Here is a 24,919-nt window from a genome sequence, read left to right as displayed (position 1 = left end):
TGATTCTTTTGTCTTTGTTCTTGATACTTGATACTTACATCTCGATACTCTTATCTCAATTTCAATGTCACTATAGTGATAATGGCTAATAAAATTCCGACTATCCAAAAACGACTGACAATTTTAGATTCGTGGTAGCCCTTTTTCTGAAAATGATGATGCAATGGAGACATCAGGAATATGCGCCTGCCTTCGCCATATTTTCTTTTGGTGTATTTAAACCACGAAACTTGCATAATGACAGAGAGATTTTCGATTAGAAAAACTCCACATAAAATTGGAATCAATAATTCTTTACGAATCATAATGGCTAATACGGCTATAATTCCTCCTATGGTTAAACTACCCGTATCGCCCATAAAAACCTGAGCCGGATAAGCATTGTACCATAAAAACCCAATACAAGCACCCACAAAAGCAGCTGCAAAAACCACCAATTCTCCCGAGTTTGGGATATAAATGATCTTCAAATAATCTGCAATAATGGTATTACCAGAAACGTAAGCCAAAAGCGCTAAAGTAATTCCGATAATTGCCGAAGTCCCTGTTGCCAGTCCATCAATCCCATCGGTAATGTTAGCCCCATTAGATACGGCAGTAATAATCACGATAACGAATAAAAGAAATACGACTAAAGCATATTTTTCATAATCGTCGCCTAAAAATTTAAGAACCTTTGCATAATCAAACTCATTGTCTTTATAAAAAGGAATGTTTGTTTTGGTTGATTTTACATCCTTTGCATAATAAACCCCTGTAGATTTTTCAACACGAATTAATTTCTCTCCTTTTTCATTGATAATTTCTTCTTTAAAACCACCAGGAATAGATCTCACGTTAGTAGATGCAGGCGCTTCAGTAATGGTTTGTCTTACCAAAATATCAGGATGAAAAAACATGGTATAACCCACAATAAGAGACAATCCTACCTGCCCAATAATTTTAAATCTTCCGGCTAAGCCTTCTTTATTCTTTTTAAATACTTTAATATAATCATCTAAAAAACCTATTGCTCCCATCCAAATGGTGGTCACTATCATTAAAATAATGTAAATATTCTCTATTCTGGCTAATAATAAAGTAGGAATTAGTATCCCTGCAATAATAATTAAACCACCCATTGTAGGGGTGCCTTGCTTTTGGTTTTGCCCCTCTAAACCTAAATTCCTTACGGTTTCACCAACTTGTTTGTATCTCAAATAATTAATTAACCTGCTACCATAAACGGTAGTGATAATTAAAGAAAGAATCATAGCCATTCCTGCTCTAAAAGAGATAAACTGAAATACACCTGCTCCGGGGAAATCAAATTGTTTATCTAAATAATTGAATAGGTAGTATAACATCCTTTTAGTTTTTTAAGTGAAAATTTTTAGCGTTTATGAACTCAATTGCTGAAAACATTCGTTTAATATTTTTTTATCATCAAAATCACTTTTTACCCCTTTTATTTCCTGGTATTTCTCATGTCCTTTTCCGGCTAGTAAAATAATATCTCCGGGTTTAGCCAAATGAACTGCTGTTTTTATCGCTTCTTTTCTATCTGTAATTGATAAAACTTTCTTTTGATGAACCGGAGAAACACCGGCTTGCATATCTTTAATAATTTGCTCAGGATCTTCTGATCTTGGATTGTCTGAAGTCAATATCACTTTATCACTCCACTCACAAGCGGCTTTTGCCATTAATGGGCGTTTAGTTTTATCTCTATCGCCACCGCAACCCACAATGGTGATCACTTGTTCGCTTTTAGAGCGGATATTATCTACCGTACTTAATACATTTTCTATCGCATCTGGCGTATGGGCATAATCCACAATTCCGATGATCCCGTTAGGAGAAATGATATAATCAAAACGCCCTTCGGCACCGTTTAAGCGACTTAAAATGGTAAGCACTTTGGTTTTATCTTGCTCTAGCAATAAAGCTGCACCATAAACTGCTAATAAATTAGATGCGTTAAAGCTGCCTACCAGTTTAAAATACACTTCTTCCCCATCCATATCCAGGTGTAAACCCGAAAATTGGTTCTCTATAATTTTTGCTTTAAAATCTGTTAGAGACTTTAAACCATAGGTTTTTTTATGGGCTTTGGTGTTTTGCAACATCACCAATCCGTTTTTATCATCGGCATTGGTTAAAGCAAAAGCTGATTTATCTAAACCATCAAAAAATGCTTTTTTAGCTTTTAAATAGTTATCAAAAGTGATATGAAAGTCTAAATGATCATGCGTAATGTTGGTAAAAATTCCGCCGCTAAAGCTTAATCCTTCTATTCTGTATTGCGCTATTGCATGAGAACTTACCTCCATAAAGCAGTAATCGCAGCCTTTTACAAGCATTTCATTCAATAAAATATTGAGTGCAATAGGATCTGGAGTGGTATGTGTTGAAGGAATTACCTGATCATTAATTTGATTCTCTACCGTAGAAATGAGTCCGGCTTTGTAGCCCAAATCTCTAAAAAGTTTATACAATAAGGTGGCTACCGTGGTTTTTCCATTGGTGCCTGTTACCCCTACTAATTTTAATTTTTTTGAAGGATGCTGATAAAAGTTGGCCGCTATTATTCCTAAGGCTTTCGCCGAATTTTGAACCTTCACATAAGTCACCTGAAGATCAAACACAGCAGGCATTGCTTCACAAACAATCACAACCGCCCCTTTTTCTATGGCTGTTGCCATAAACTGATGCCCGTCAGAAAGGGTTCCTTTAATGGCTATAAATAAAGATTGAAGCGCAACTTTTCTGGAATCAAATTGCAGGGCTTCCACTTCCACATCGGTAGCACCCACTACTTGCTCTAACGCAACTCCATATAATATGTCTTTTAGTATAGCCACTTATTGTAATTCAATTAAAATTCTTGTCCCTTTATAAATTGGTGTTCCTGATGCTAGTGATTGATTTTTAACAGTCCCTTGCCCTTGAACTACAGGCTTTAAACCTGAGTTTCCTAAAACAAAAAGCGCATCTTTTAATCCCATACCTACCACATCCGGCACCATGCCTTTATTTAATTTTACTTCTTTATAAGCAATGCCGTTGTTGGTATCTAAGCTCATTTGATCCTGACTGTTAGAAGCATACAAAGCTTTTATGCCAAAAGCACTGTAAACTTTTTGAGCCGATTTTTTATAGCCTCCCTTAACAGCAGGCAGCTTGGTATTGCCTACCAATTGCGGTAATTTCTCATTGCTTTCCATATTTAAATCACTACCAAAAACTACATCGGCAATTTCTCTGAACACTGGACCGGCAACTTGTGCGGCGTAATAAGATCCTTTAGTAGGGTTTTGCACCACCACAATCATAGAATACTTAGGGTTATCTGCCGGGAAGTAACCACAAAATGAAGCTTGGTATTTTCTTTTCCCCTTGTAACCATTTGCACCATCAGCAACTTGAGCTGTACCGGTTTTACCAGCAATTTTATATAATGGATTATTGATTGCGCTTGCCGTACCTTGTGTAACTACGCCTTCTAACATTTCTTTTAATAAGCCTAAAGTTTTATCAGAGCATATTTGTTCTTTAATGGTACGGGCCTTAAATAATTCGACCGTATTACCCAATCTTCTAATTTCATGTACAAATAGTGGGGCAATCATTTTACCGTTATTGGCTACTGCATTATATAGGGTGAGAATTTGAAGCGGTGTCATTTTTAATTCATAGCCATAAGCCATTTGAGGCAATGTTAAGCCACTCCACGATTTACTTTTAGTGGTTTTTATGAGGGGCGCTCCCTCTCCAGAGATTTGTAAACCCAGTTTTTCATCTAAATGCAATGCTTTTAACTTGCTGGTAAAAGCATCGGGATTATCTTTGTAGTGCTTATAAATTTGCTTTACAATAGCCACATTTGAAGATCTTTCAAAAGCCACTTTCATAGGAATAGTGCCTTCATTTTCATGATCTTTAATGGTGTGGTTATACAAACGATACTGACCGCCATCTGTAGTCACAATATCATTTAAACCAAATTTTCCATCTTCTATGGCGACTAAATATGAGGCTAATTTAAAAGTAGAACCCGGCTCGGCACTTTGTGCAATTCCGTAATTAAAAGTTTCTTGATAATCGTCTTCAGCAACTTTGGTATAGTTTGCAATAGCTTTAATTTCGCCGGTTTTCACATCCATCACCATTACGCAACCAAAATCTGCCGCACTTTTAATCAACTGCTTTTTTAAAGCATTTTGTGCCAAATCTTGCATATTCACATCAATGGTAGATATGATATCTGCGCCATCCTTTGGCGCTATTTCTGCATCTTCATTTACCGGCATCCAAACACCGCCAGCAATTCTTTGTACCAAGCGCTTTCCGGTTTCTCCATTAATATAATCGCCGTAAGCACCTTCTAAACCTACAGCGGCGTTAGAATTGGCATTATAATAACCTATGGTTCTTGAAGCTAAATCTCTAAATGGTAATATTCTTTTATTTTGTTGAACCGAAATCATTCCGCCTTTATACCTGCCTAAGTTGAAAATTGGGAACTTTCTTAAAGCTTTTAAATCTTGATAAGTAATGTCTCTTTTCAATAAAAAATAACGTTCTCTGTCTTGTCTGGCGTTACGCAATAACCTGGAATACTCTCTTTCGGACTTATCATTAAAATAACGAGATAGGTCATAAGCTAAAGAATCTACTTTTGCATAAAAAACCTGATCATCTTCTATTCCGCCAGCCAGCAAATCCATTCTGATATCATACTCAGGAACTGAAGTCGCTAATAAACTTCCGTCTATAGAATAAATATTTCCTCTGGCGGCCTCTACCTCTGCATATTTAGTACTTAAACTATCCGCCATTGAACGGTACTTTTCGCCTTGTACCACTTGTACATGCACCATTTTCCCAATTACTGCACAAGCAAATAAGAGTATGAGCCCGAAAGCTGCATAAACACGAAGCAGAATATTGGTTCTAATGTTCATTGTTTACTACTTTTATTTTAATTGGCGGTTTAATAGATACTCTTAATCCTAATACAGAGTCGACTCTTTTAATCACCTCTGTTTGTTTGCTTTTAAACATTAAATCAGCTTTCAGCGTCTTAAAATCCCAACTTAACTCTTTCACTTCTTTGCCCAGCTTATCTATTTTCCGAATGTTGTTCTCTGCCGAATGCCTGTTGCCGATGTACATCATCCCTAAAAAAGCCAGAAAAATAATGAAGGGTAACGCTTCTGTTGCAGCTTCTTTAGATATTGATCCTTTAGAAAGGAAGGATATAAAAGAACCTGATGACGGCGCAGGGGTTTCCTGTTTTACCGGCTGTGGCTCAATAATTTCCTCTTCCTCTATTTCAGATCTTAACCTATTTGTCATCTCTTCACTGCTATTCTTAACCTTGCACTTCTTGCTCTGTTGTTTATTTTTATTTCATCTTCTGAAGCAGTAATTGATTTTTTCACTACTAAATCAAAAGGCTTAATTTCATTTCCAAAAAAATCTTTTTCTACCGTACCAGAGAATTTTCCTTTGGCCATAAAGTTTTTCACCAAACGATCTTCTAAAGAATGATAAGACATCACCACTAACCTTCCACCGCTGGCTAAAACATCAACCGTTTGCTCTAAAAACTCTTTTAAAGCTTCCATTTCTTGATTTACTTCTATGCGTAAAGCCTGAAAAACTTGTGCTAAGTATTTGTTCTCTTTTCCTTTAGGAATTAATTTGGCTATAGCCGATTTTAGATCGGCAATGGTTTCAATAGGTTTGGCTAATCTTGAGGTAACTACCGCCTTTGCCAAAGATTTAGCATTTTGAATTTCTCCGTAAATGCCGAAAATTTTATGCAATTGATCTTCAGAATATTCATTCACCACTTTTTTTGCAGTTAATGATCCAGCTTGATCCATTCTCATATCCAAATCCGCATCAAAGCGAGTAGAAAAACCACGCTCCGGCACATCAAACTGATGAGAAGAAACTCCTAAATCAGCTAAAATTCCATTCACAGGGAGCAAATCATGCATCCTTAAATTATTTTTTAAATACCTGAAGTTTTGATCAATAAACACAAAACGTTCATCAGCTATTACATTTTTTTGTGCATCCACATCTTGGTCAAAAGCTACCAAAACGCCATCATCACCTAAATGCTTCATGATTTCTTTTGAATGACCACCGCCACCAAAAGTCACATCTACATACACCCCAGATGGCTGTATATCCAAAGCATCTATACACTCTTTTAGCATCACCGGTATATGATAATTAGACATCATTACCTCCTCTTTTACTTCCCATTACTTCTTCAGCTAAATTTGCAAAGCTCTCTGGCTCATTATCTAATTGCGCTTCATAAGCATCTTTAGCCCAAAGTTCTATCTTATCAAACTGACAAGAAAGCACTACTTCCGTACCTACACCGGCATATTCTAACAAAGACTTTGGCAATAAAACCCTACCTGAAGCATCTAATGATAATTCTGATGCGCCACGGGTAAAATATCTGATAAAATCTCTGGTTTTCTTTTCGTATTGATTTAAAGCCGCTAATTCAGCAGTAATCTTATCCCATTCGGCTTTAGTGTAAATGGTTAAATGCTTTTCAAAACCCCTGTTAATTACCAGGCCCTCTGCATCAACAGCAGGCAATTGCTTTTTAAGACCGGAAGGAACCATTAAACGGCCTTTCGCATCCAACTTGCAATCAAATTCTCCAATGAGATGGGACATATTTACAGGTTTGACAATTTCTTATGTAAAAGTAAATAATGTCTCCACTTTTTCCCACTTTCTACCACAAAAAGTTTTCAACAATCAAAAAGCCTCTTTAACTGATCGTTTAAACAATATTTGTAAAAGTGATTTACTTAAAAAGCTACAAACCACTCCTCAACAGCCTCATTAATTCATTGAAAAACAAGTCATTGCTAACGTTTTAAGCAGAAGTGGGAAAATTGAACGGAATTGAATAGGGAAATTAAGATTGGTGGGAGAAGATTTCAATATGCATCTCAATTTGATTTCATTTTTAAGAATTGGCTATATTAAACCTATAGGAGGAATACCCTTCGACTTTCCAGATGAGAAAATCGGAACAAGCTGCTCAGGGTGGACATAGCGGTGTGATTAAATTGATTAATAATTAAAATTGACTACTAAAACGCAGGGTCAGCTAAAGCGAGACCCTGCTGAGACAGAAAAATGCTAGATTTAAAAGTGTCGAATGTTTCTCAGGCTGAGTGGAGACGAAGCCCCTTCTTACCTTAATGTATAGCCCTTCGACTCCGCTCAGGGTGACACAGTGTTGTAATTCAAATTGATTAATAAAACGCAGGATTAGCTAAAATGAGAACCTGCTAGGACAGTGTGAATAGCCTTTAAATCTTCTCCAAAAGAATACCTTCAACTTCAAGGAAATGTTTATCAAGGGTGATCAATTTGATTTGATGTTGTTTAGCTGTAGCTGCAATCCAAATATCATTTTCAGGGATAGGTTTCCCTTTTTGAAGCAATTGCGTTTTTATTAAACCATATTGATTAGCGGTTTCTTTATCTGCAATCAATAATATGGACATAATAGTATTACCCTTAAATAATTCTATGACAACATTGGTATCTATTATTATGTCATTTCCAGTCATCAGGGTTAATTATTTCACAGGATTCAGTAATAATTTGCTCTATCTCTGAAGCTTCTCCTTTCGACCAGATCCCAGAGAATTCGCTAAAACTTGATTCTTTTTTATTTTTTTTGACACTCTTAACAGCATGCTTTAGAAAATTTTCTACAGCATCTAAAGTGATGTCGCTTTTTATTTTGAGAACCTCTTCGATAAGGTGTAATTTTTTAGCTTCAGTATACATGATGATTTTTTTAGCTACTCATACAAATATATTAATTATTCCAATTCCAAATAAATGCTTTTTTTATTGATGATTTCTATCTCAATTAATTGCATAGCCCTTCGACTCCGCTCAGGGTGACAATCGATTCCGCTCAGGGTACAAAAGTGCTGAAATTCAAATTATTAATAAAATAAAGATTCAATGTTTGTCAGGCTGAGCGCAGTCGAAGCCCTTTCTTACCTTAATGCATAGCCCTTCGACTCCGCTCAGGGTGACACAGTGTTGTAATTAAAAATATTACTCTATTGCTGAAGTGGAGTCTAATATTGTTTAAGCTGAGCGAAGTAAGATGTTTGTCAGGCTGAGCGCAGTCGAAGCCTTATGCTTACTGACCCTTCGACTCCGCTCAGGGTGACATAGTGCTGTAATTCAAATTGTTTAATAAAATAAAGATTCAATGTTTGTCAGGCTGATCGGAGTCGAAGCCTTATGCTTACTGACCCTTCGACTCCGCTCAGGGTGACATAGTGCTGTAATTCAAATTGTTTAATAAAATAAAGATTCAATGTTTGTCAGGCTGATCGGAGTCGAAGCCTTATGCTTACTGACCCTTCGATTCTCCCGATAAGAAAATCGGGACAGGCTGCTCAGGGTGACATACAATTTAAAATAGCATTTGAATGGATTTACTGTAAACATAAACATCACCCAGCTAATGCTAGATGATGTTTATTATTTATTTTAAAAAATTAGAGCCTTTAGGAAAAAGACCTTTTATTCATGTTTATTAATCTAAAATGGCTTTTACACCTGGCAGTTCTTTTCCTTCCATATATTCTAATAATGCCCCGCCACCGGTAGAAACATAACTTACTTCATCTTCTAAACCAAATTTAGCTACTGCTGCTGCCGAATCTCCACCACCTATTAAAGAGAAAGCTCCATTTTTTGTGGCCTCCACTACTGCAAAAGCCACTTCTTTGGTGCCTTTTTCAAAGCTAGACATTTCAAAAACACCCATAGGACCATTCCATAAAACGGTTTTAGATTTTTTGATCACCTCGCTAAAAGTTGCAATGGTATCGTCACTAATATCTAAACCCATCCAGCCTTCTGGAATATTTTTACTCAAAGCTCTTTCTGTTTTGGCATCATTTGAAAAAGCATCTGCAATAAGAGAATCGGTAGGGATTAATAGTTTCACACCTTTTGCTTCGGCTTTCTTCACCAATTCTTTGGCTAAATCTACTTTATCCAATTCCACTAAAGAATTTCCTATTTCGCCACCTGCTGCTTTAATAAAAGTATAGGTCATTCCGCCTCCAATTAAAAGATAATCTACTTTATCTAATAATTTTTCGATCAGTAATATTTTATCCGAAACCTTTGCTCCACCCATAATCGCAGTAAAAGGTCTTTCGGCGTGATTCAGAATTTTCTCGGCATTAGCTAGTTCAGCACCCATTAAATAACCAAAATATTTGGCTTGAGGGAAAAACTGAGCAATAATAGAGGTGGAAGCATGTGCCCTGTGTGCGGTACCAAAAGCATCGTTCACGTATATTTCTCCTAGTTTAGAAAGCTTTTCGGCAAAAGCCACATCGCCTTTTTCTTCTTCTTTGTAAAAACGCAGGTTTTCTAAAAGCAACACTTCGCCACTTTTTAAACTCGCTGCTTTCTCTATTGCCTGAGCGCCTATGCAGTCATCGGCGAAAGCCACTTCCTTATTTAATAATTTAGAAAGGTGAGCCACAATGTGCCTTAGAGAGTATTTATCAGTAGGTCCGTCTTTTGGTCGACCCAGGTGAGACATCAATATCACGCTACCGCCATCGTTCAATATTTTTTGAATACTTGGCAAAGCTGCCGTCATTCTTTTATCATCGGTAATATTAAAATCAGCATCTAAAGGCACATTAAAATCTACCCTGATGAGTGCTTTTTTGTTCGAAAAATTTATATCGTCTATTGTTTTCATGTTCTAAATTTGAGGTGCTAAACTAAGGAATTAGATTAAATTTTGGGTTAATTTTGAAATGCGCCCCTCCGTTTTTATGTTTTTTTTGAGTGAATTAAAAAACCTCCCCCTAACCCCCTCCGTGAGGGGGATACCCATATTGTGATTTAAATATCTTGTTTGAGATAGATTTTATTTTAACGGAAAAATCAAGAATCCTCCCCCTAACCCCCTCCGTGAGGCGGAATACCTAAATTGTGGTTTAAAGATTGTGGTAGGTTTCAAATTTAGTTTTTTAAAATTGAGAATGAAAACCTCCCCCTGCCCCCTCCGAGAGGGGGATACCTAGATTGTCGATAATGGATAATAGTACGTTTGAGATGTAAGCTATTTAGGTATTCTTATCCGCTGGCGGAGGAATTAAAGGAGGTAGTAAAACTGATTTTTCCTTAAAATCTTCAATATAATATTCTACCACCCTAATTACATTTGTAATATCTCTTAGTATTTCTTGATCAGTAAATCTAATCACAGTAAATCCTAAAGATTCTAACACTTCTTCTCTTATCATATCTTTTTTAGCATTCTCCTCCCATTGATGAGTTAAACCATCAGCTTCAATAATCAACATTAACTCTTTACACATAAAATCTGCGATATAGTTTAAAATAGGTCGCTGCCTTCTAAATTGATAGCCCATCATTTGTCTGCCACTTAAGACGAATTTCCATAAACAAGCTTCTGCTTTAGTCATGTCTTTTCTATTCGCAGAAGCAAATGATTTAAGATTTTTATTATAATGCCAGATATTATTTTTGCTCGCAGGAATCATAGTTGCTTGTTTTTAAGCGGATTAGAGATACTAAAATAGATAATTAAACTATAAGTTGGAATATTTTTTACATTATTCCTCCCCCTAACCCTCTCCGTAAGGGGGATACCTAGATTGTGGTTTAAAAAGAGTATTAGATTAAAATGGATGAGTTTTTAATGAGAACAGCGAGAATCCTCCCCCTAACCCCCTCCGTGAGGGGGATACCTAGATTGTGGTTAATTTTGTATTGCCTTGGAATGGATGATTTTTTATTTACTGAATTTTTAAATACATGGCTTTGTGAATGCCTATTCCGGGGATGTCAAATTCTTCGCTGATGAACTCGAAGCCTAAACTTTGGTAAAATTTGAATGCTTTTTGCCTGGCGTTACACCATATATAATTTACTTTTTGACCTTTTAGATATACGATGGCAAAGTTAACCAATTGATTGCCGTAACCCTTGCCCTGAAATGCAGCATCAGTTGCCATCCCTCTTAACTGAAAGGCTTCTCCTGGAAAACCTGGTCGAGATTGGTGATGAAAAGTAACTACAGAAATTACTTCTTGATCTAAAATATATCCTAAATGAAAGGTATCTAAGGCATCATCATTTAAGAATACACATTCTTCGTCTTTTAATTTTCCTTCTCTTAATACGCTATTTCTAAGCGGAAGCACTGCAACTGTTGGTATAAATTTGATCATTTTGGCGCAATTAAAGCTTAATTTTCTCGGTAAGGTCGGCTAATCTACTGGAATAGCCATATTCATTATCATACCAGCCTACTACTTTTACCATTCCACCCACAATAGAGGTTAATTGTGCATCGAAAATACAGGAATGAGGATTATCAATAATATCTATGGAGACGATGGGGTCTTCGGTATATTCTAATATATGCTGTAATTCGCCATCGGCAGCAGCCTTAAAAGCTTGGTTTATTTCTTCTACCGAAGCAGGTTGTTTCTTTAAAACGCAGGTAAAATCGGTCAGCGAGCCATTTAATACCGGAACCCTAATTCCTGCACCTCCTAAATTTCCTTCTAAATGAGGGAAAATACTAGTAATAGCTTTTGCCGCTCCTGTAGTGGTTGGAATGATAGAGGAGGAAGCTGCTCTTGCTCTTCTTAAATCACGATGCGGAGCATCATGTAAATTTTGATCACCCGTCATGGAATGTACGGTGGTGATGTAGCCTTCTTTAATTCCCCAATGATCGTCTAAAACCTTCACCATAGCGGCCACATTATTAGTGGTACAAGATGCATTTGAAATGATGGGTAAACTCCAATCTATCTCTTGATCATTCACACCTAATACTATTGTTGGGATTTGTTTATCTGGAGAAGGAGCCGAAAGGATCACTCTTTTAGCACCTGCCTTTATATGTTTGTTAGCTAAAGCTGATGTTAAAAATTTACCTGTTGCTTCTATCACCACATCTATATCTAAGGCTAACCAAGGAAGATTTTCAGGATCTTTTTCGGCAAAAACCTTAATTTTTTGACCATTAATGATGATGTGATTTTGATCATAAGTAACGGTTCCTTTGAAATTTCCATGTACGGAATCGTATTTTAGCAGGTGTGCCAAAGTTTCTGTATCAGTCAAATCATTGATAGCAACCACTTCCACCTTACTTCTTTCTGCTAAAATCCTTAAAACCGTCCTCCCTATTCGCCCAAACCCATTGATCGCAACCTTCATCTTCTAAAATTTTGTGCAAGTTACCAAATGGGATTAATTTTTCTGGTTTGCGTATTGTTGTTTTTATCATTTTTTAGTGATGATTGGTAGTGTTATTGTTCAAGCAGGGTCTCTCCTATGCTGAGGGTAGTGCTTTAAGTAAGTTTCTATAAAAGATTTATTGGACTTCCTTTCCATCCCGATACGTATCGGGACTAATAGGCCGGCCTTGCTTTGTCGCTCTGCTATACCACATTGCAAAGCCACCATCTCAATTGAATAGTGAATTTCAAAATTAAATTCAGAACATCTAGCACTAACCATTTATAACCGTATTATTCCGCCTTGGCGATTGCGGGTAGCATTGAAGAAATATTTGCAGAACCTTTCATAGCAATCGGCGAAGCGGCGGCGTTTTGGTCCTTTTGCGCTGAAGCAAAAGGACTAGGCCTCAGCGGCTAATGAGCGGCGAGATTATGAATTGAATAACTTTATTTCAATTGAAATGCTATTTGCCTTCTCCCTCAAGGCTTTCCTGCCCTCATTGGCGGGCTAAGCCTAGTTCCTTTTTTCGAGTTGTTTATTGTTTTTTAAAGGCTCTCAAGAGTGCTTCGCAGTTTTTCTTGATGAAAAAGGAACCAAAAAATCAAGGCTGATGAATATTTGATCAGTTAGCCTCAATAAATCTTTAACCTCAAACCGAAGCCGTGGGAAGGGCAGTGCAAGCATAAAGTTTCTACAGCACTTCTACGGATTGCCTGCCTGCCGGTAGGCAGGTTTAAAGCTTGTGCTAAACGTATGGCAATGCAAAAGATTTATGGGCTTTCCCTCCAAATCCTTTAAGGCCGTCCTTGCTTTGTCGCTCTGCATTGTTGATATGCTTAATTGCTCTGCATAATGACTTTACAAAGACACCATCTTAATTGGAATAATGAATTTCAAAATTAACGTCAGAACATCTAGCACTAACCATTCATAACCGTCTTATTCCGCCTTGGCGATTGCGGGTAGCATTGAAGAAATATTTGCAGAACCTTTCGTAGCAATCGGCGTAGCGGCGGCGTTTTGGTCCTTTTGCGCTGAAGCAAAAGGACTAGGCAAACCGCGGCTATGAGCGGATGTATATGAATTGAATTACTTTATTTCAATTGAAATGCTATTTGCCTTCTCCCTCAAGGCTTTCCAGCCCTCATTGGCGGGCTAAGCCTAGTCACTTTTTCCTTGATGAAAAAGGAACCAAAAAATCAAGGATGATGAATATTTGTTCAGTTAGCCTCAATAAATCTTTAAGCGCAAACCGAAGCCGTGGGAACGGCAGTGAATCAACAAAGTTTCTGCAACACTCGTCGGTTTGCTGAGGGTAGTGCTTTAGGTAAGTTTCTACAAAAGATTTATTGGACTTCCTTTCCAAATCTTCAAAGGCCGGCCTTGCTTTGTCGCTCTGCTTTATCTATATGCATATGGGCTTTGCAAAGGCATAATCTTAATTGGAATAGTGAATTTCAAAATTAAATTCAGAACATCTAGCACTAACCATTCATAACTGTATTATTCCGCCTTGGCATTAGCGGTGGTGATGAAGAAGTTTAAGCAGAAACTTTGTAGCTAATGGCGCCATGCCTGCCGGCAGGCAGGAAGCGGTGGCATTTATTCATCATGTTTATTGTTTTTTAAATGCCTTCATGCTTTCGTTACACTCAAGTTGTTACTTTTTTGCTAAAGAAAAAGTAATATGCTTCCGCGGCTATGAGCGGCGAGATTATGAATTGAATTACTTTATTTCAATTGAAATGCTATTTGCCTTCTCCCTCAAGGCTTTCCAGCCCTCATTGGCGGGCTAAGCCTAGTCACTTTTTCCTTGATGAAAAAGGAACCAAAAAATCAAGGCTGATGAATATTTACTCAGTTAGCCTCAATAAATCTTTAAGCGCCTGCCGGCAGGCAGGCAAACCGAAGCCGTGGGAACGGCAGTGAATTAACAAAGTTCATGCAACACTCGTCGGTGTGCTGAGGATACTGCTTTAGGTAAGTTTCTACAAAAGATTTATTGGACTTCCTTTCCAAATCTTCAAAGGCCGACCTTGCTTTGTCGCTCTGCAAAACTGCCTTGCTTTGTCGCTCTGCGTAAATTTAATTGGAATTGGAATGGATTCTCTGATTACTTAAAAAAATAAACCAATTTAAAGCTCTTTCTGTCTTTAACTCTGATTAAAACAGTTGTGACCCAATTGATAAGAAAACAGATCCCTAAGAAAAGAAATATCAATACAAAATTACCCCAATCTCGGAATTCAAGGGCTAAATAAATAAAAATTAAATTGGTTAATGCCAACAGACAAGTCGTTTGAATATGGCTGAACCCTAAGCGTAAAATACGGTGATGAATATGATTACGATCGGCTGCGAAAGGAGATTTTCTTTTTAAAATCCGTAAAGAAAAAACCCTGAAAGTATCAAATAAAGGGATAATAATAACCGCCACGGCAATTGCAGGTGCAGAGGAAAAAACAGGATCGTAATTGGAAGGGCTGAACTTATTGAGTTCTATGAATTTTATTCCTAATACAACTGAGATCAAACCTAAAAGCAAACTCCCTGTATCACCCATAAATATACGGGCGGGACTGTAGTTATAATAAAGAAAACCGACCAATGCACCCACCATACTGAAAGCCAAAGAAGCCATTTCTACTTGCCCCATGTGAATAAATAGTACAGCAAAAGTAAGGCAAACCACCAATCCAATGGTTCCCGCTAAACCATCAATTCCATCAATTAAATTAAAAGCATTCACCACAAACATAATAATGATAACTGATAAGATAATACTTGCTGAAAATGGAATTTCCTGCACATTAAAAACACCATACAAACTAGTTAAACGTACGTTTCCTAAAACCACCAAAATGGCCGCAACCAAAAACTGCATCATAAATTTTGTCCCTGGTCCTGCTCCTGCCAAATCATCTTTTAAACCTACGGCAAATAGAATGATACATGAGGTGAGCAAAATATTGGTGGGTAAAAAAGCATCGTATTTAGCAAAAAGCAACGAAACAATAGTGAAGCTACAAAAGATCGCCACTCCCCCTAACCTTGGAATGCCATGATCATGTTCTTTTCTATCGCTCTGTAAATCATCGTATAAATGCCGCTCTCGGGCCACAAAAATAATGGAGGGTATAGCAATGAATGATACCAAACCAGAGATCACTATCACCACTAAATAATACAGCCACTCTGTATCGAATATAGACAAATCAAAATTCACGATTTAAAATTAGGCATTTTTGTTCCAGAATTGATTCAATTTTCTTAAAGGTTTTAATATCGCCACAAAAAAAGCAAAAGGAATCTCATTTTCTTGCATAGCCTTATAATCTTCTCGGTTAGCTCTCCATCTGTTTTTTAAGGATAAATTACTTAAACCACCCACTCTCATTTTTACCAACACCTTGGGAATATATTCAGTTTTGATGTTGTTTTTATATAAAAAACGCAGAATCAAATCGTAATCTGCCGCAGATTTATATCTAAGATCATAGTCTCCAAATTTCTCAAAACATTCTTTTCTGATAAAAAGTGCAGGATGAGGGGGCATCCAACCCCAGCTCATTTTTTCTTTACTAAAAGAACCAGAAATCCATTTTCGGATAATGGTGGTGGTATCATTTCGTTTCACGTATTGTAAATCGCCATAAACGGCTTCCAAATTTGGGTTTTCTTTAAAAACTTTGCTCACTTCGGATAAGACATCCTGACTATAAAAAAGATCGTCGGAATGAAGAATCCCTATAATTTGACCATTGGCTACCTTAATTCCTTTATTTAGTGCATCATAAATTCCCTGATCGGTTTCGGAAACCAAATAATTTATTTGTGCAGCATGTTCTTTAATTACTTCTAATGTTTTATCTGTGGATTTTCCATCTATGATGATCAATTCTTTCTCTACATGAGTTTGCTTTTGATAAGAATTAATGGCCTCTGCTAGATATTCTTCAGAATTATAAGTCGCAGTGATAATGGAAATCAGCATGGGTTCAATTTTAAAGAAATTATAGGGAATAAAAAAATTGGATTTGTTTAACTTCCCCTCCTTGCTGTCATCCCGAATTCATTTCGGGATCTCTGTGGTGAGGAATAAGGCTTAATTTAGTGATGCACCTTTGGGAATTCGATTCTTTGCAAGACGAACCCTGCCCCTTTCCTGTCACCCTGAGCGGAGTCGAAGGGTTTTGGGTTGTGGAATACTGGTTTAAATAAGTGGTGAACCTTTGAAAATCCGATTTCCAATGATATTCACGCCGCTCATGGCCGCGGGTGCCTATTACTTTTTTCGCAGGTTTTTTATTGTTTCTTTTGCCCTCAAGCATGCTTACGCAGGATTCTTTAGCAAAAAAGTAACAAAATGCCACCGCTTCGCCGCTTGCTTCCAAAGGTTCTGCTTTTATTTCTGTTCTGCTATCCGCAATCGCCAAGGCGGAATTTGACGCTGTACTTTGGGTTGTCTGGCTAGTTCTGTAGCTTGATTTGAAATAGGTATTCCAATGGGAATCCAATCCTTTGCAAGACGAACCCACCGTATTAATTGTCACCCTGAGCGGAGTCGAAGGGTTCTGGTTTTTTAACCACTGGCTTACATCAGCGATGAACCTTTTGAACCACAACTCTTTACAAGACGAACCCTCCTCTCTTGCTGTCATCCCGAATTCATTTCGGGATCCCCGCAGTTTGGAATACTGGCTTAATTTAGTGGTGAACCTTTGGAGATCCGATGCTTTGCAAGACGAACTCTGACCCTCCTGTCATCCTGAGCGGAGTCGAAGGGTTTTGTCGTATTGAACATTGGCTTTAAGAAGCGATGTACCTTTGAAAATTAGTTTTCCAATGATACTCTCGCCACTCATTGCCGTGGAGGCCTAGTTCCTTTTTTCGCAGGTTTTTTATTGTTTCTTTTGCTCTCAAGCATGCTAACGCAGGTTCCTTTAGCTGAAAAGGAACCAAAAAGCCACCGCTTCGCCGCTTGCTTCCAAAGGTTCTGCTTTTATTTCTGTTCTGCTATCCGCAACCGCCAAGGCGGAATTTGACGCTGTACTTTGGGTTGTCTGGCTAGTTCTGTAGCTTGATTTGGAATTCATATTCCAATGGAAATCTAGGCCTTTGCAAGACGAACCCACCGTATTACTTGTCACCCTGAGCGGAGTCGAAGGGTTTTGAGTTTTGACACACTGGCTTACATAAACGATGAACCTTTGGAACACCAACCCTTTGAAAGACGAACCCTCCTCTATTACTGTCATCCCGAATTCATTTCGGGATCCCCGTGGTTTGGAATACTGGCTTGCTTTAGTGGTGAACCTTTGGGAATCAGTTTTCTAATGATACTCTCGCCGCTCATCGCCGCGGAAGCTGGTACCTAATCTTAGGTTAAAAAAACACCCCGAAAAAAATTAATTATTCGGGGCATTCAAAGACTAAAATAAATTATTAACCAACATAAGTTACTGTTGTTAGAATAATTACTGTAGGATCTGTAAAACACTTACTCTCCTTCTTTTTAGATTCAGAAATGAATCGTCTTTTGACCTTGATTTTGGGCAATTCCTCTAATTGTTTCATCATTTTATATTATTTTATTTACATTTAATTTATAACGCAACTCCTTTAATTACAAGTTTTTTACCCGAACAACATCTTTCGTTTGCTGAAATGAAAACAATGCGTGATATCAGTGATCTATTATTGGATTTAAAAAATTCGAAAACGATATTTTTTCATCTACTGGGGTGGTTAATTTTCATCACTTATGAGGTAAGTTTAGCCGCTAGTTTTTATGGCTATTTTCATCATTTCTTAGATTACTTAATCCATTATCTACTTTATGCCACTTTGTTTTATATCCATACTTATCTGGTATTAAACAGGATGGTCAAAAAAACCTTAAAATCAATTCATAAACTAGCCCTTGCTATAATTTTAGAACTCTTTTTTTATTATCTGTGCGGATATGGAATTTATTATTTGCTCTTTTATTTACAAATTAACCCTCTTGCCCTATCGCCCACTAACCCTGTTTTCCTATTGGCCAGTATTTATAGAGCGCTCTATATTTTGGGTTTAAGTACAGCATATTGGACGGCATTAACTGTGATTCAAAAAAACAAAAACATCTCCGCATTAGAAAAAACACAATTAACCAGTGAATTAGAGGCCATACAATTAAAAACTGATTTATTACTTACAGAAAATGCTTTTATCAAAGCACAAATCCATCCTCATGCTTTATTCAATCAACTAAATTTTTTGTATAACGAAATCCGGAAAGTCGATAAAAACATAGCCTCACATTTACTTTCATTTGCAGAATTGATGCGCTATAATTTAATGGGTAAAAGTTCTACCTCTACGGTTCCATTAAAAGACGAATTAAACTATATTTCTCATTTCATTAAATTACAATTACTAAGAAAGTCGTTTCATATTGTTGTGAAAAATTTCATTGAACCACAAGATAAAAACCCTTTCATCCTCCCCTATATTTTAATTACCGTGGTCGAAAACATGTTTCAACATGGTGAACTTAGTGATGCTAAACAACCAGGGCGAATACATTTATCCTTCCGTAAGGGATATTTTTTATTAAAAACAAGTAACCCTATCAGAAAGGATCAACAATCAGGAAATAGCTTAGGATTATTAAACCTGACCAAGAGACTGGCATTGTTTTATCCTCAACAACATGAAATGGTTTACTACCAAAAAAATCATACTTTCTTTTTACGTTTAAAAATTAACCTATCTAAACCTCAAGCTTATGTTTAATTGTTTTATTGTAGATGATGAACCCGCATCATTAGAAATTATCAGTGATTATATTTCAGAGACTCCACACCTTTTTCTACAAAAAGCCACTACTAATCCAAGGGATATCCTCCCTTTGATTACCGCACCAGGTAAAAATCAAATTACTTTTTTAGATATTGATATGCCTGGCATCAATGGTTTGGAACTGGCCAGTCTGATACAAGGACATACCGCAGTAATCTTTATTACTTCCTATCCAAATTACGCGATTCAAGCTTTTGAGAAAGACGCTTACGACTATTTATTAAAACCCATTTCTTATGCCCGATTTCTTCAAGCAGTCATCAAAGTGAAAAGCCGTTTACAAACCGCAAAAACAAATTATGTAGAATTAGACAATCAATACTTCTTAATCAAAGGAAATAAACAAGGAGAAATCATTAAAATTTACTATCAGGACCTGCTTTATATAGAATCTTTACATAATTATGTGTCCCTACACACGCTACAGGGTAAATATATCGCTTATTTCACCCTTAAAGAATTAGAATATAAACTCAACAAAGAGAATTTTGTCAAAATACATAAATCATATCTGATCAATATAGATAAGATGAGCACTTTTCAATACCATGAAGTCCAAATGGAAAATGGCGCTAAACTTCCCGTTGGTTCTGCTTGCAGAGCACAATTACAAATGCAGTTAAACACCAAATTATTGACTACGGATAGAAGAGCAAATAAGAAAGGTGACCATTAAGGTCGTTTCCATCAGCTAGGCGCAGAAATATTGCTGTTAAAATATAATCTCCATGGTCAACAAAGTGAAGTTTAATGCTTAAAAACCATTATTTAAGGTCCCGCTATGGTTAAAATATTGATCTGGGATCAAGCACCTATCATTCTAGGATCTTTTACCAGCTGACTCAATGCGTAATAAATAAAAATTTCCTCCCGTAAAGGATCTTTTTCAAAATATCGGTTGTACAGTAAATGAGAAAAGGTAAACAACATGTTAATTTTATGATTTAAACCTATTTTATTTAATTTCTCTATTAGCGCCAAATGATAAATATCCTGAATCAAAGCTATGCGCTGGTGGGCAAACCTGTACTGTTGCCATTGAACTCGTTCTGTTCTAAAGCGCAGTCCCATTATCTTTTGATCTACAGCTAAACCATATAAATTTTTCATGTGCACATACTGCTCAAAACAGATCTTTCCAATTTCAGTACTTTCCAAACCTAAACATTCAAAACAAGCCCACAACTGAAGGGTAAATAAGGCCTCTTGATGCTCTTTTTTTCCTAATAATTTAGCAACGTATGCGCTACTGAAAGTAAACAATTGTTCTGTATGTGCCATTCCCAGAATAGCATATCGCTCCAGTTCTCTCTTATAGATGGCAATGCTTACATTTTTCACAAATGGGTATCGTTCCATTTGCTTTAACAATTTGGTGAACTGATCTTGCAAAACTACATGACCAGCTTTCTTCAAAATTTTGGGTCTAAATCGGAAACGTAATTGGGGTTGTGGGTCTGCATACCGTAAAAAATGCCATTCTAAGATTAAATTTTTAGCCTTTAATAATTCAGCAAAAGGAATTATACAGGTCAATAGCAACTCATTGCATTGCGAGGGATGAAGTTCAATGATCAAATAATACCAGTCACTCATTGGAAAAAAATCTCGTTTAAAGCGTTCATCTTCAACCTGCTCATCAACAATTACCCTCTCTACATGCTGATAAACTGCTTTTTGCTGAACCATAATGGCCATCAACTCATGCTGATAAGTTGCTCCTTCAGCTGTTTTGATCAATGGATGATCTGCCACAAAATGCTCCTCTATTATCAAAGTCGCTACACCTTTCATACTTTGTAAAAAAAGCTCCACATCCTGCTGTCTTAACGTATCTACTACTAATTTTTGATCCCCTTGTACCCATACAAATATTACAGGCAATTGGTATTCCTTCATGATCTTAAAGAAATGATCTTGTCTCTGATGGCTATTGCCCACTATTTCAAATAGCATACTATTCAAATGCCATTGTGCTGGCGATAAAATCACATCCTGATAACACACCCTCGGATAATAATGAAGATTTGGAAAGTATTCTTCCATCTTAAAAGACAACTGACCATTCAAACCTTCTTTTTGCAAATCACAAAGCAATCTAAAAGGACCAAAATCACTTCTTTGATAATTATAGGCACTACTCAATCTAGGGATAATTCTTTTTTGATGTGCTTTAGAATAAAGAATAAGCATATCCTTTTCCAAACCCAAATAAAGGTCACTTAAAGCTATTTCATAAGGTCCAATGTGATAGTGTGCTAACATCAAAGAAATTTGATAAGTACGCAGTTGCTGACCACTTATATTTTCAGTATTCAATTCTTCCTGATGATTCAATTCGGCAAATATCACCTCCGGATTATTCTTTTCTTCTTGATGGATAACAGACTTTGCTAATGCAAAACAATCCGCATCAAATTTCGTAAAGCGTCCCATCATTTGTAAGGCACTTGGACCACCGGCAGCAATAACAAAAACCCGCTCGTCAAGCACTTGGAACAAAACCATCAAGCTTGGTGAAAATGGCTCCTTTGTACTTCCCCCTATTAAAAGCAAATCCTCGTCAGTCAGTTCAATCTTTGCATGGCTACAAACACCTAATGCCGTCCATTTATTCATTAAAACGGAATGGACTTTTGACCATTGCCTATTCATCAGCTTTGTTTTATCTGAAAGCTGAAGATAATCTATCCCCATATCAGGGTCTAAAGCTTGCAATAAGGGCACAAATCTTTGATCATATTTTTGTTTAAACTCATTTTTAAACAGCTGAAAAGCAGAATAATCATCCCGAAAAGATAGTTGCTGCAATAGCTTTATGCCTATCCGCAATTTTTCTTTAATGATAGGATCAAGCGCTCCATCTACCCTAAAAAATGTACAGGCATTAAAAGAACTGCCTGAAACTGAAGGCTTATCTATAAATTTATTAATCGACATCACAGGGTACTAAGAATTGTAAACGACAAAGATTTTGGAAAAACTTTTGCAACTGGTATGCTCCATACTTTTGAAATTGCCTGATAGATTTAAAGCTCCCTACATTTAAAGGCTTTCGTAATTGTACGAGAAAGGCGATTAAAGGGTTGATTTCAATTTCATTTAAAGCAAAAACCCAGCGTTTGGTAGTTTGGTCGGCCAAAAGGTAATAGCGATAGTGCGCTCCATAAACATAAAGACTAGGGTTCACGCAGTAGCATTGTTTTACACTAAATCTTTTCCTTTTTTTAAAAACTGCAGCCTTCTGATAATGAATACGAAAACGATCTAGGTCTAACAGTAAAGGTGTGGAAGTTGTATTACCTGTATTCCATGGAAGGGTAGAGACTGCAGAAAAACCACCAAATGGTGTGCTGCGATAGCACATTCGTTGATGATATCGTTGCAAAGTGACTAACAATTTAGGTTCTAAATCATGATATAAAAAATCATGTTTGACTAATTTTTGATAGACCACATCACTGGCCAAATAAATGGCTTCTCTAAAAACCGGATGATCAAGGTATTGATCAGGACTTTGAGCTGCATCGCCTATACTTAAGCGTGGGATACGAACTAATAATTGTTCATGAAATTGAAGTGTTTCCATCATGGACAAATTAACTGCACAAATCCCTGTCAAAACCAGATTGATAAGGATTATATTCTCCTTTCAGCAAGTAAAAACTCGCTTTGGGGTAATAAATTTCTTACCCCTACACCAAACATGCAAATTTATGATCTATTGAGTTCCTCATGTCAACATATCGGCAACACCGCGAAAATTTGCATATCGTTTTAATCATGATCAAAAAAGGTCGATTAATTTCAAGAAATTATGCTGCAAATTATTTTAACTGTACCCCTGAAACTATAGGCAAATGGATCAATGAACTAAAAGAAGAAGGACATTTAATCAAATACAGCAGGTCTTTACAAAAGTATTGCTATGAAAATCCAAAAGAAGATTAAGGTGATAAATAGGGAGGCTTCGACTCCCTGCCTACCGGACAGCTACCATTAGGACACAAATAAAAAATATCTTTGAGGCATGGAGCATATAGGGCATAAGCCTGATTTTGAAGGTATTTTAGGAGATAAGCGCTTAGAGCGTCGAGCAGAGATGATCTCATCATCCTTACTGCTGAGCAGATCTTCTATTATCCATTCAGCAACAAAAAGTGAAGCAGAGCAGAAAGGGTTTTATCGATTTTTAGGTAATGAGTCTGTTAAGGAATCTGATTTGATTAGGGAAATGACTCAGCGTTGTGCTAAAAACACAGTAGGCAGAGAGGTTTTGGTGATTCAAGACAGCAGTTCTCTGGGGTTAAGTAACAATGCTAACATCAAACCAGCTAGTGGATTAGGTTTGGTGGGAAATAAAGTAGGATTAGGATTTCTTACTCATGTAAGCTTGGTGCTGGATGCCAATAACGAAAGCATGCTTGGCTTTTGTGATCTCCAGTTATGGCATCGCACAAAGGACAAATCAAATAATACTACCAAGGTTTATAAAACAGAACCTATAGAAGAAAAGGAATCTTACAAGTGGATTAAAGCGAGTAACAAAGCCAAAGCCACTTTAGCAGAAGCCACTCATATCACTATTATTCAGGATAGAGAAGGAGATATTTATGAACAGTTCTGCTTAATTCCGGATCATCGGACCAGTTTGATTATTCGAAGTAGAGACAACCGAAGATTAGCCGATGGGTCTAAATTATATTCGGTATTGAAAGAGGCTCCTGTTTGCGGAGAATATTTACTGGCTCTACCAGCCGACCTGCGTAAAGATAAAACCAAAAGAGTTGTGGAGATGGAGGTAAGGTACCAAAGAGTAAGCATCAAAAAGCCTACTAAAGGTGTTACCGAAGGAATAATAGACGAAAAAGAATTGTATGCTATAGAGGTAAAAGAAAAAAACAATGATTCTAAAGATTGTATTTGCTGGAGATTACTAACGGACCAAGTCACCTTAAGCTTAGAGGAAGCCTTGATGGTAGTTTACCGCTATAAACAGCGATGGTATATTGAACAATTGTTTCGGATACTAAAAAAACAAGGTTTTCAGATAGAAGATAGTCAATTAGAGACTGGATGGGCGATTAGAAAACTGTTTTTGATGGTATTAAATTCTGCATTAAGAGTGATGCAGCTTTATCTAGCATATGGAAAAGAGGACAGTCAAGATCTTAGCGAAGTGTTTGATCATCAAGAAATTAATTGTTTAGAAGCAATTGAAAAAAATCATTTAAATGGAACCGCTAAAACAAGTAATCCTTATCCAAAAAATAAACTCTCCTGGGCAAGTTGGATTATCGCAAGATTAGGGGGGTGGAAAGGAAATCGTAAATCACAGGCCGCAGGTCCTATCATCATAAAAAGAGGTCTTGATAAATTTGAAAATATTTATCAAGGTTGGAAACTTGCTGCTTTTAAAACTTAAGATGTGTCCTAATGGTAGCTACCGGACAGGCAGGCGCTCAGCCTGACAAAAATTAATATGTGCAAACAACATTTTTGTTTTAAACTAAGAATTCTGTTAAATGGCCATTTTGCAAGGTGTCCCCCGCTGGCGGGGGTTGGGGGTGTTTTTTTTATGGAAGTAGTCAACTTTTGGATATGGGCTTTCAAATTAAACTCTCGCCACTCATTGCCTTGGAGGCTAGTCCTTTTTTCGCAAGTATTTATATTTTTATTTGCTCTCAAGCATGCTCCGCAGGTTGCTTCAGCGCAAAAGATACCATCTTGAGTGTAACGAAAGCATGAAGGCCTT

Annotated in this window: 21 protein-coding genes; 4 read left to right on the top strand and 17 right to left on the bottom strand. The window is 36.9% G+C overall.

Going from position 1 to position 24,919, the window contains the following annotated elements:
* Positions 1 to 50: 50 nt before the first annotated feature.
* The 15 genes from mraY to FA046_RS05905 all read right to left on the bottom strand — a co-directional run bounded on the left by mraY (position 51) and on the right by FA046_RS05905 (position 16,979).
* Positions 51 to 1,346: a phospho-N-acetylmuramoyl-pentapeptide-transferase gene (mraY, locus tag FA046_RS05975; protein ID WP_136825481.1), complete on the bottom strand. Its 1,296-nt coding sequence runs from the start codon at positions 1,344 to 1,346 to the stop codon at positions 51 to 53.
* A 33-nt stretch (positions 1,347 to 1,379) separates the two neighbouring features.
* Positions 1,380 to 2,843, bottom strand: coding sequence for a UDP-N-acetylmuramoyl-L-alanyl-D-glutamate--2,6-diaminopimelate ligase (locus tag FA046_RS05970; protein WP_136825480.1), 1,464 nt, complete (start codon positions 2,841 to 2,843; stop codon positions 1,380 to 1,382).
* Entirely contained in the window at positions 2,844 to 4,946 is a 2,103-nt protein-coding gene (locus FA046_RS05965) for a penicillin-binding protein (RefSeq protein WP_136825479.1), read from the bottom strand.
* Complete coding sequence (locus FA046_RS05960) at positions 4,936 to 5,340, bottom strand: FtsL-like putative cell division protein (RefSeq protein WP_136825478.1); 405 nt, start codon at positions 5,338 to 5,340, stop codon at positions 4,936 to 4,938. Before FA046_RS05960 ends, FA046_RS05965 begins: the two co-directional genes overlap by 11 nt.
* A complete protein-coding gene (gene rsmH, locus FA046_RS05955; RefSeq protein ID WP_136825477.1) occupies positions 5,337 to 6,242 on the bottom strand; it encodes a 16S rRNA (cytosine(1402)-N(4))-methyltransferase RsmH in 906 nt (301 codons plus the stop codon). Before rsmH ends, FA046_RS05960 begins: the two co-directional genes overlap by 4 nt.
* Complete coding sequence (gene mraZ / locus FA046_RS05950; protein ID WP_136825476.1) at positions 6,232 to 6,696, bottom strand: division/cell wall cluster transcriptional repressor MraZ; 465 nt, start codon at positions 6,694 to 6,696, stop codon at positions 6,232 to 6,234. Before mraZ ends, rsmH begins: the two co-directional genes overlap by 11 nt.
* A gap of 647 nt (positions 6,697 to 7,343) precedes the next feature.
* A complete protein-coding gene (locus FA046_RS05945) occupies positions 7,344 to 7,607 on the bottom strand; it encodes a PIN domain-containing protein (protein ID WP_136825475.1) in 264 nt (87 codons plus the stop codon).
* Positions 7,594 to 7,830 (bottom strand): hypothetical protein, encoded by a 237-nt coding sequence (locus tag FA046_RS05940; protein WP_136825474.1) that lies wholly within the window; start codon positions 7,828 to 7,830, stop codon positions 7,594 to 7,596. Before FA046_RS05940 ends, FA046_RS05945 begins: the two co-directional genes overlap by 14 nt.
* A gap of 769 nt (positions 7,831 to 8,599) precedes the next feature.
* Positions 8,600 to 9,790, bottom strand: a complete 1,191-nt coding sequence (locus FA046_RS05935) for a phosphoglycerate kinase (RefSeq protein WP_136825473.1) — start codon at positions 9,788 to 9,790, stop codon at positions 8,600 to 8,602.
* 370 nt (positions 9,791 to 10,160) lie between these two features.
* On the bottom strand, positions 10,161 to 10,601 hold the full coding sequence (locus FA046_RS05930) for an endonuclease domain-containing protein (RefSeq protein WP_136825472.1): 441 nt from the start codon (positions 10,599 to 10,601) through the stop codon (positions 10,161 to 10,163).
* A 255-nt stretch (positions 10,602 to 10,856) separates the two neighbouring features.
* Positions 10,857 to 11,291 (bottom strand): GNAT family N-acetyltransferase, encoded by a 435-nt coding sequence (locus FA046_RS05925; protein WP_136825471.1) that lies wholly within the window; start codon positions 11,289 to 11,291, stop codon positions 10,857 to 10,859.
* Between the two features lie 10 nt (positions 11,292 to 11,301).
* Complete coding sequence (gene gap / locus FA046_RS05920) at positions 11,302 to 12,294, bottom strand: type I glyceraldehyde-3-phosphate dehydrogenase (protein WP_136825470.1); 993 nt, start codon at positions 12,292 to 12,294, stop codon at positions 11,302 to 11,304.
* A 2,137-nt stretch (positions 12,295 to 14,431) separates the two neighbouring features.
* Complete coding sequence (locus tag FA046_RS05915) at positions 14,432 to 15,532, bottom strand: MraY family glycosyltransferase (RefSeq protein ID WP_136826064.1); 1,101 nt, start codon at positions 15,530 to 15,532, stop codon at positions 14,432 to 14,434.
* Positions 15,533 to 15,553: 21 nt separating this feature from the next.
* Positions 15,554 to 16,312 (bottom strand): glycosyltransferase family 2 protein, encoded by a 759-nt coding sequence (locus tag FA046_RS05910; protein ID WP_136825469.1) that lies wholly within the window; start codon positions 16,310 to 16,312, stop codon positions 15,554 to 15,556.
* Positions 16,313 to 16,379: 67 nt separating this feature from the next.
* The gene (locus FA046_RS05905) at positions 16,380 to 16,979 is read right to left on the bottom strand and encodes a hypothetical protein (protein WP_136825468.1); all 600 of its coding nucleotides are present in this window, start codon (positions 16,977 to 16,979) and stop codon (positions 16,380 to 16,382) included.
* A 1,222-nt stretch (positions 16,980 to 18,201) separates the two neighbouring features.
* On the opposite strand from FA046_RS05905, the gene FA046_RS05900 reads away from it, so the two are divergent.
* Positions 18,202 to 19,098, top strand: coding sequence for a sensor histidine kinase (locus FA046_RS05900; protein WP_169303315.1), 897 nt, complete (start codon positions 18,202 to 18,204; stop codon positions 19,096 to 19,098).
* The gene (locus FA046_RS05895) at positions 19,091 to 19,840 is read left to right on the top strand and encodes a LytR/AlgR family response regulator transcription factor (protein WP_136825466.1); all 750 of its coding nucleotides are present in this window, start codon (positions 19,091 to 19,093) and stop codon (positions 19,838 to 19,840) included. The genes FA046_RS05900 and FA046_RS05895 overlap by 8 nt, the downstream gene beginning before the upstream one ends.
* 128 nt (positions 19,841 to 19,968) lie before the next feature.
* Here FA046_RS05895 and FA046_RS05890 read toward each other — a convergent pair whose 3' ends face one another.
* Positions 19,969 to 22,104: a thiopeptide-type bacteriocin biosynthesis protein gene (locus FA046_RS05890; protein WP_136825465.1), complete on the bottom strand. Its 2,136-nt coding sequence runs from the start codon at positions 22,102 to 22,104 to the stop codon at positions 19,969 to 19,971.
* Entirely contained in the window at positions 22,094 to 22,753 is a 660-nt protein-coding gene (locus FA046_RS05885) for a lantibiotic dehydratase (RefSeq protein WP_169303314.1), read from the bottom strand. The genes FA046_RS05890 and FA046_RS05885 overlap by 11 nt, the downstream gene beginning before the upstream one ends.
* 194 nt (positions 22,754 to 22,947) lie before the next feature.
* Between FA046_RS05885 and FA046_RS17220 the strand changes: the two genes are divergently transcribed.
* Together FA046_RS17220 and FA046_RS05880 are read left to right on the top strand one after the other, a co-directional pair.
* Positions 22,948 to 23,115: a hypothetical protein gene (locus tag FA046_RS17220; RefSeq protein ID WP_169303313.1), complete on the top strand. Its 168-nt coding sequence runs from the start codon at positions 22,948 to 22,950 to the stop codon at positions 23,113 to 23,115.
* A 79-nt stretch (positions 23,116 to 23,194) separates the two neighbouring features.
* Positions 23,195 to 24,589: an IS4 family transposase gene (locus tag FA046_RS05880; protein ID WP_136825463.1), complete on the top strand. Its 1,395-nt coding sequence runs from the start codon at positions 23,195 to 23,197 to the stop codon at positions 24,587 to 24,589.
* Positions 24,590 to 24,919: the final 330 nt, after the last annotated feature.

It is taken from the genome of Pedobacter cryophilus (assembly GCF_005116455.1).
Lineage (GTDB): Bacteria > Bacteroidota > Bacteroidia > Sphingobacteriales > Sphingobacteriaceae > Pseudopedobacter > Pseudopedobacter cryophilum.
Note: the sequence above shows the minus strand (reverse complement) of the source record. Positions and strands in the feature narration are given on the sequence as shown.

What these genes read in the sequence shown, in the direction of transcription:
- mraY (WP_136825481.1), bottom strand. Translation starts at nt 1,346, where the DNA reads ATGTTATACTACCTATTCAATTATTTAGATAAACAATTTGATTTCCCC.
- FA046_RS05965 (WP_136825479.1), bottom strand. Translation starts at nt 4,946, where the DNA reads ATGAACATTAGAACCAATATTCTGCTTCGTGTTTATGCAGCTTTCGGG.
- FA046_RS05960 (WP_136825478.1), bottom strand. Translation starts at nt 5,340, where the DNA reads ATGACAAATAGGTTAAGATCTGAAATAGAGGAAGAGGAAATTATTGAG.
- rsmH (WP_136825477.1), bottom strand. Translation starts at nt 6,242, where the DNA reads ATGATGTCTAATTATCATATACCGGTGATGCTAAAAGAGTGTATAGAT.
- mraZ (WP_136825476.1), bottom strand. Translation starts at nt 6,696, where the DNA reads ATGTCCCATCTCATTGGAGAATTTGATTGCAAGTTGGATGCGAAAGGC.
- FA046_RS05945 (WP_136825475.1), bottom strand. Translation starts at nt 7,607, where the DNA reads ATGACTGGAAATGACATAATAATAGATACCAATGTTGTCATAGAATTA.
- FA046_RS05940 (WP_136825474.1), bottom strand. Translation starts at nt 7,830, where the DNA reads ATGTATACTGAAGCTAAAAAATTACACCTTATCGAAGAGGTTCTCAAA.
- FA046_RS05935 (WP_136825473.1), bottom strand. Translation starts at nt 9,790, where the DNA reads ATGAAAACAATAGACGATATAAATTTTTCGAACAAAAAAGCACTCATC.
- FA046_RS05930 (WP_136825472.1), bottom strand. Translation starts at nt 10,601, where the DNA reads ATGATTCCTGCGAGCAAAAATAATATCTGGCATTATAATAAAAATCTT.
- FA046_RS05925 (WP_136825471.1), bottom strand. Translation starts at nt 11,291, where the DNA reads ATGATCAAATTTATACCAACAGTTGCAGTGCTTCCGCTTAGAAATAGC.
- gap (WP_136825470.1), bottom strand. Translation starts at nt 12,294, where the DNA reads ATGAAGGTTGCGATCAATGGGTTTGGGCGAATAGGGAGGACGGTTTTA.
- FA046_RS05910 (WP_136825469.1), bottom strand. Translation starts at nt 16,312, where the DNA reads ATGCTGATTTCCATTATCACTGCGACTTATAATTCTGAAGAATATCTA.
- FA046_RS05905 (WP_136825468.1), bottom strand. Translation starts at nt 16,979, where the DNA reads ATGACAGCAAGAGAGGAGGGTTCGTCTTGTAAAGAGTTGTGGTTCAAA.
- FA046_RS05900 (WP_169303315.1), top strand. Translation starts at nt 18,202, where the DNA reads ATGGTCAAAAAAACCTTAAAATCAATTCATAAACTAGCCCTTGCTATA.
- FA046_RS05895 (WP_136825466.1), top strand. Translation starts at nt 19,091, where the DNA reads ATGTTTAATTGTTTTATTGTAGATGATGAACCCGCATCATTAGAAATT.
- FA046_RS05890 (WP_136825465.1), bottom strand. Translation starts at nt 22,104, where the DNA reads ATGTCGATTAATAAATTTATAGATAAGCCTTCAGTTTCAGGCAGTTCT.
- FA046_RS05885 (WP_169303314.1), bottom strand. Translation starts at nt 22,753, where the DNA reads ATGGAAACACTTCAATTTCATGAACAATTATTAGTTCGTATCCCACGC.
- FA046_RS17220 (WP_169303313.1), top strand. Translation starts at nt 22,948, where the DNA reads ATGATCAAAAAAGGTCGATTAATTTCAAGAAATTATGCTGCAAATTAT.
- FA046_RS05880 (WP_136825463.1), top strand. Translation starts at nt 23,195, where the DNA reads ATGGAGCATATAGGGCATAAGCCTGATTTTGAAGGTATTTTAGGAGAT.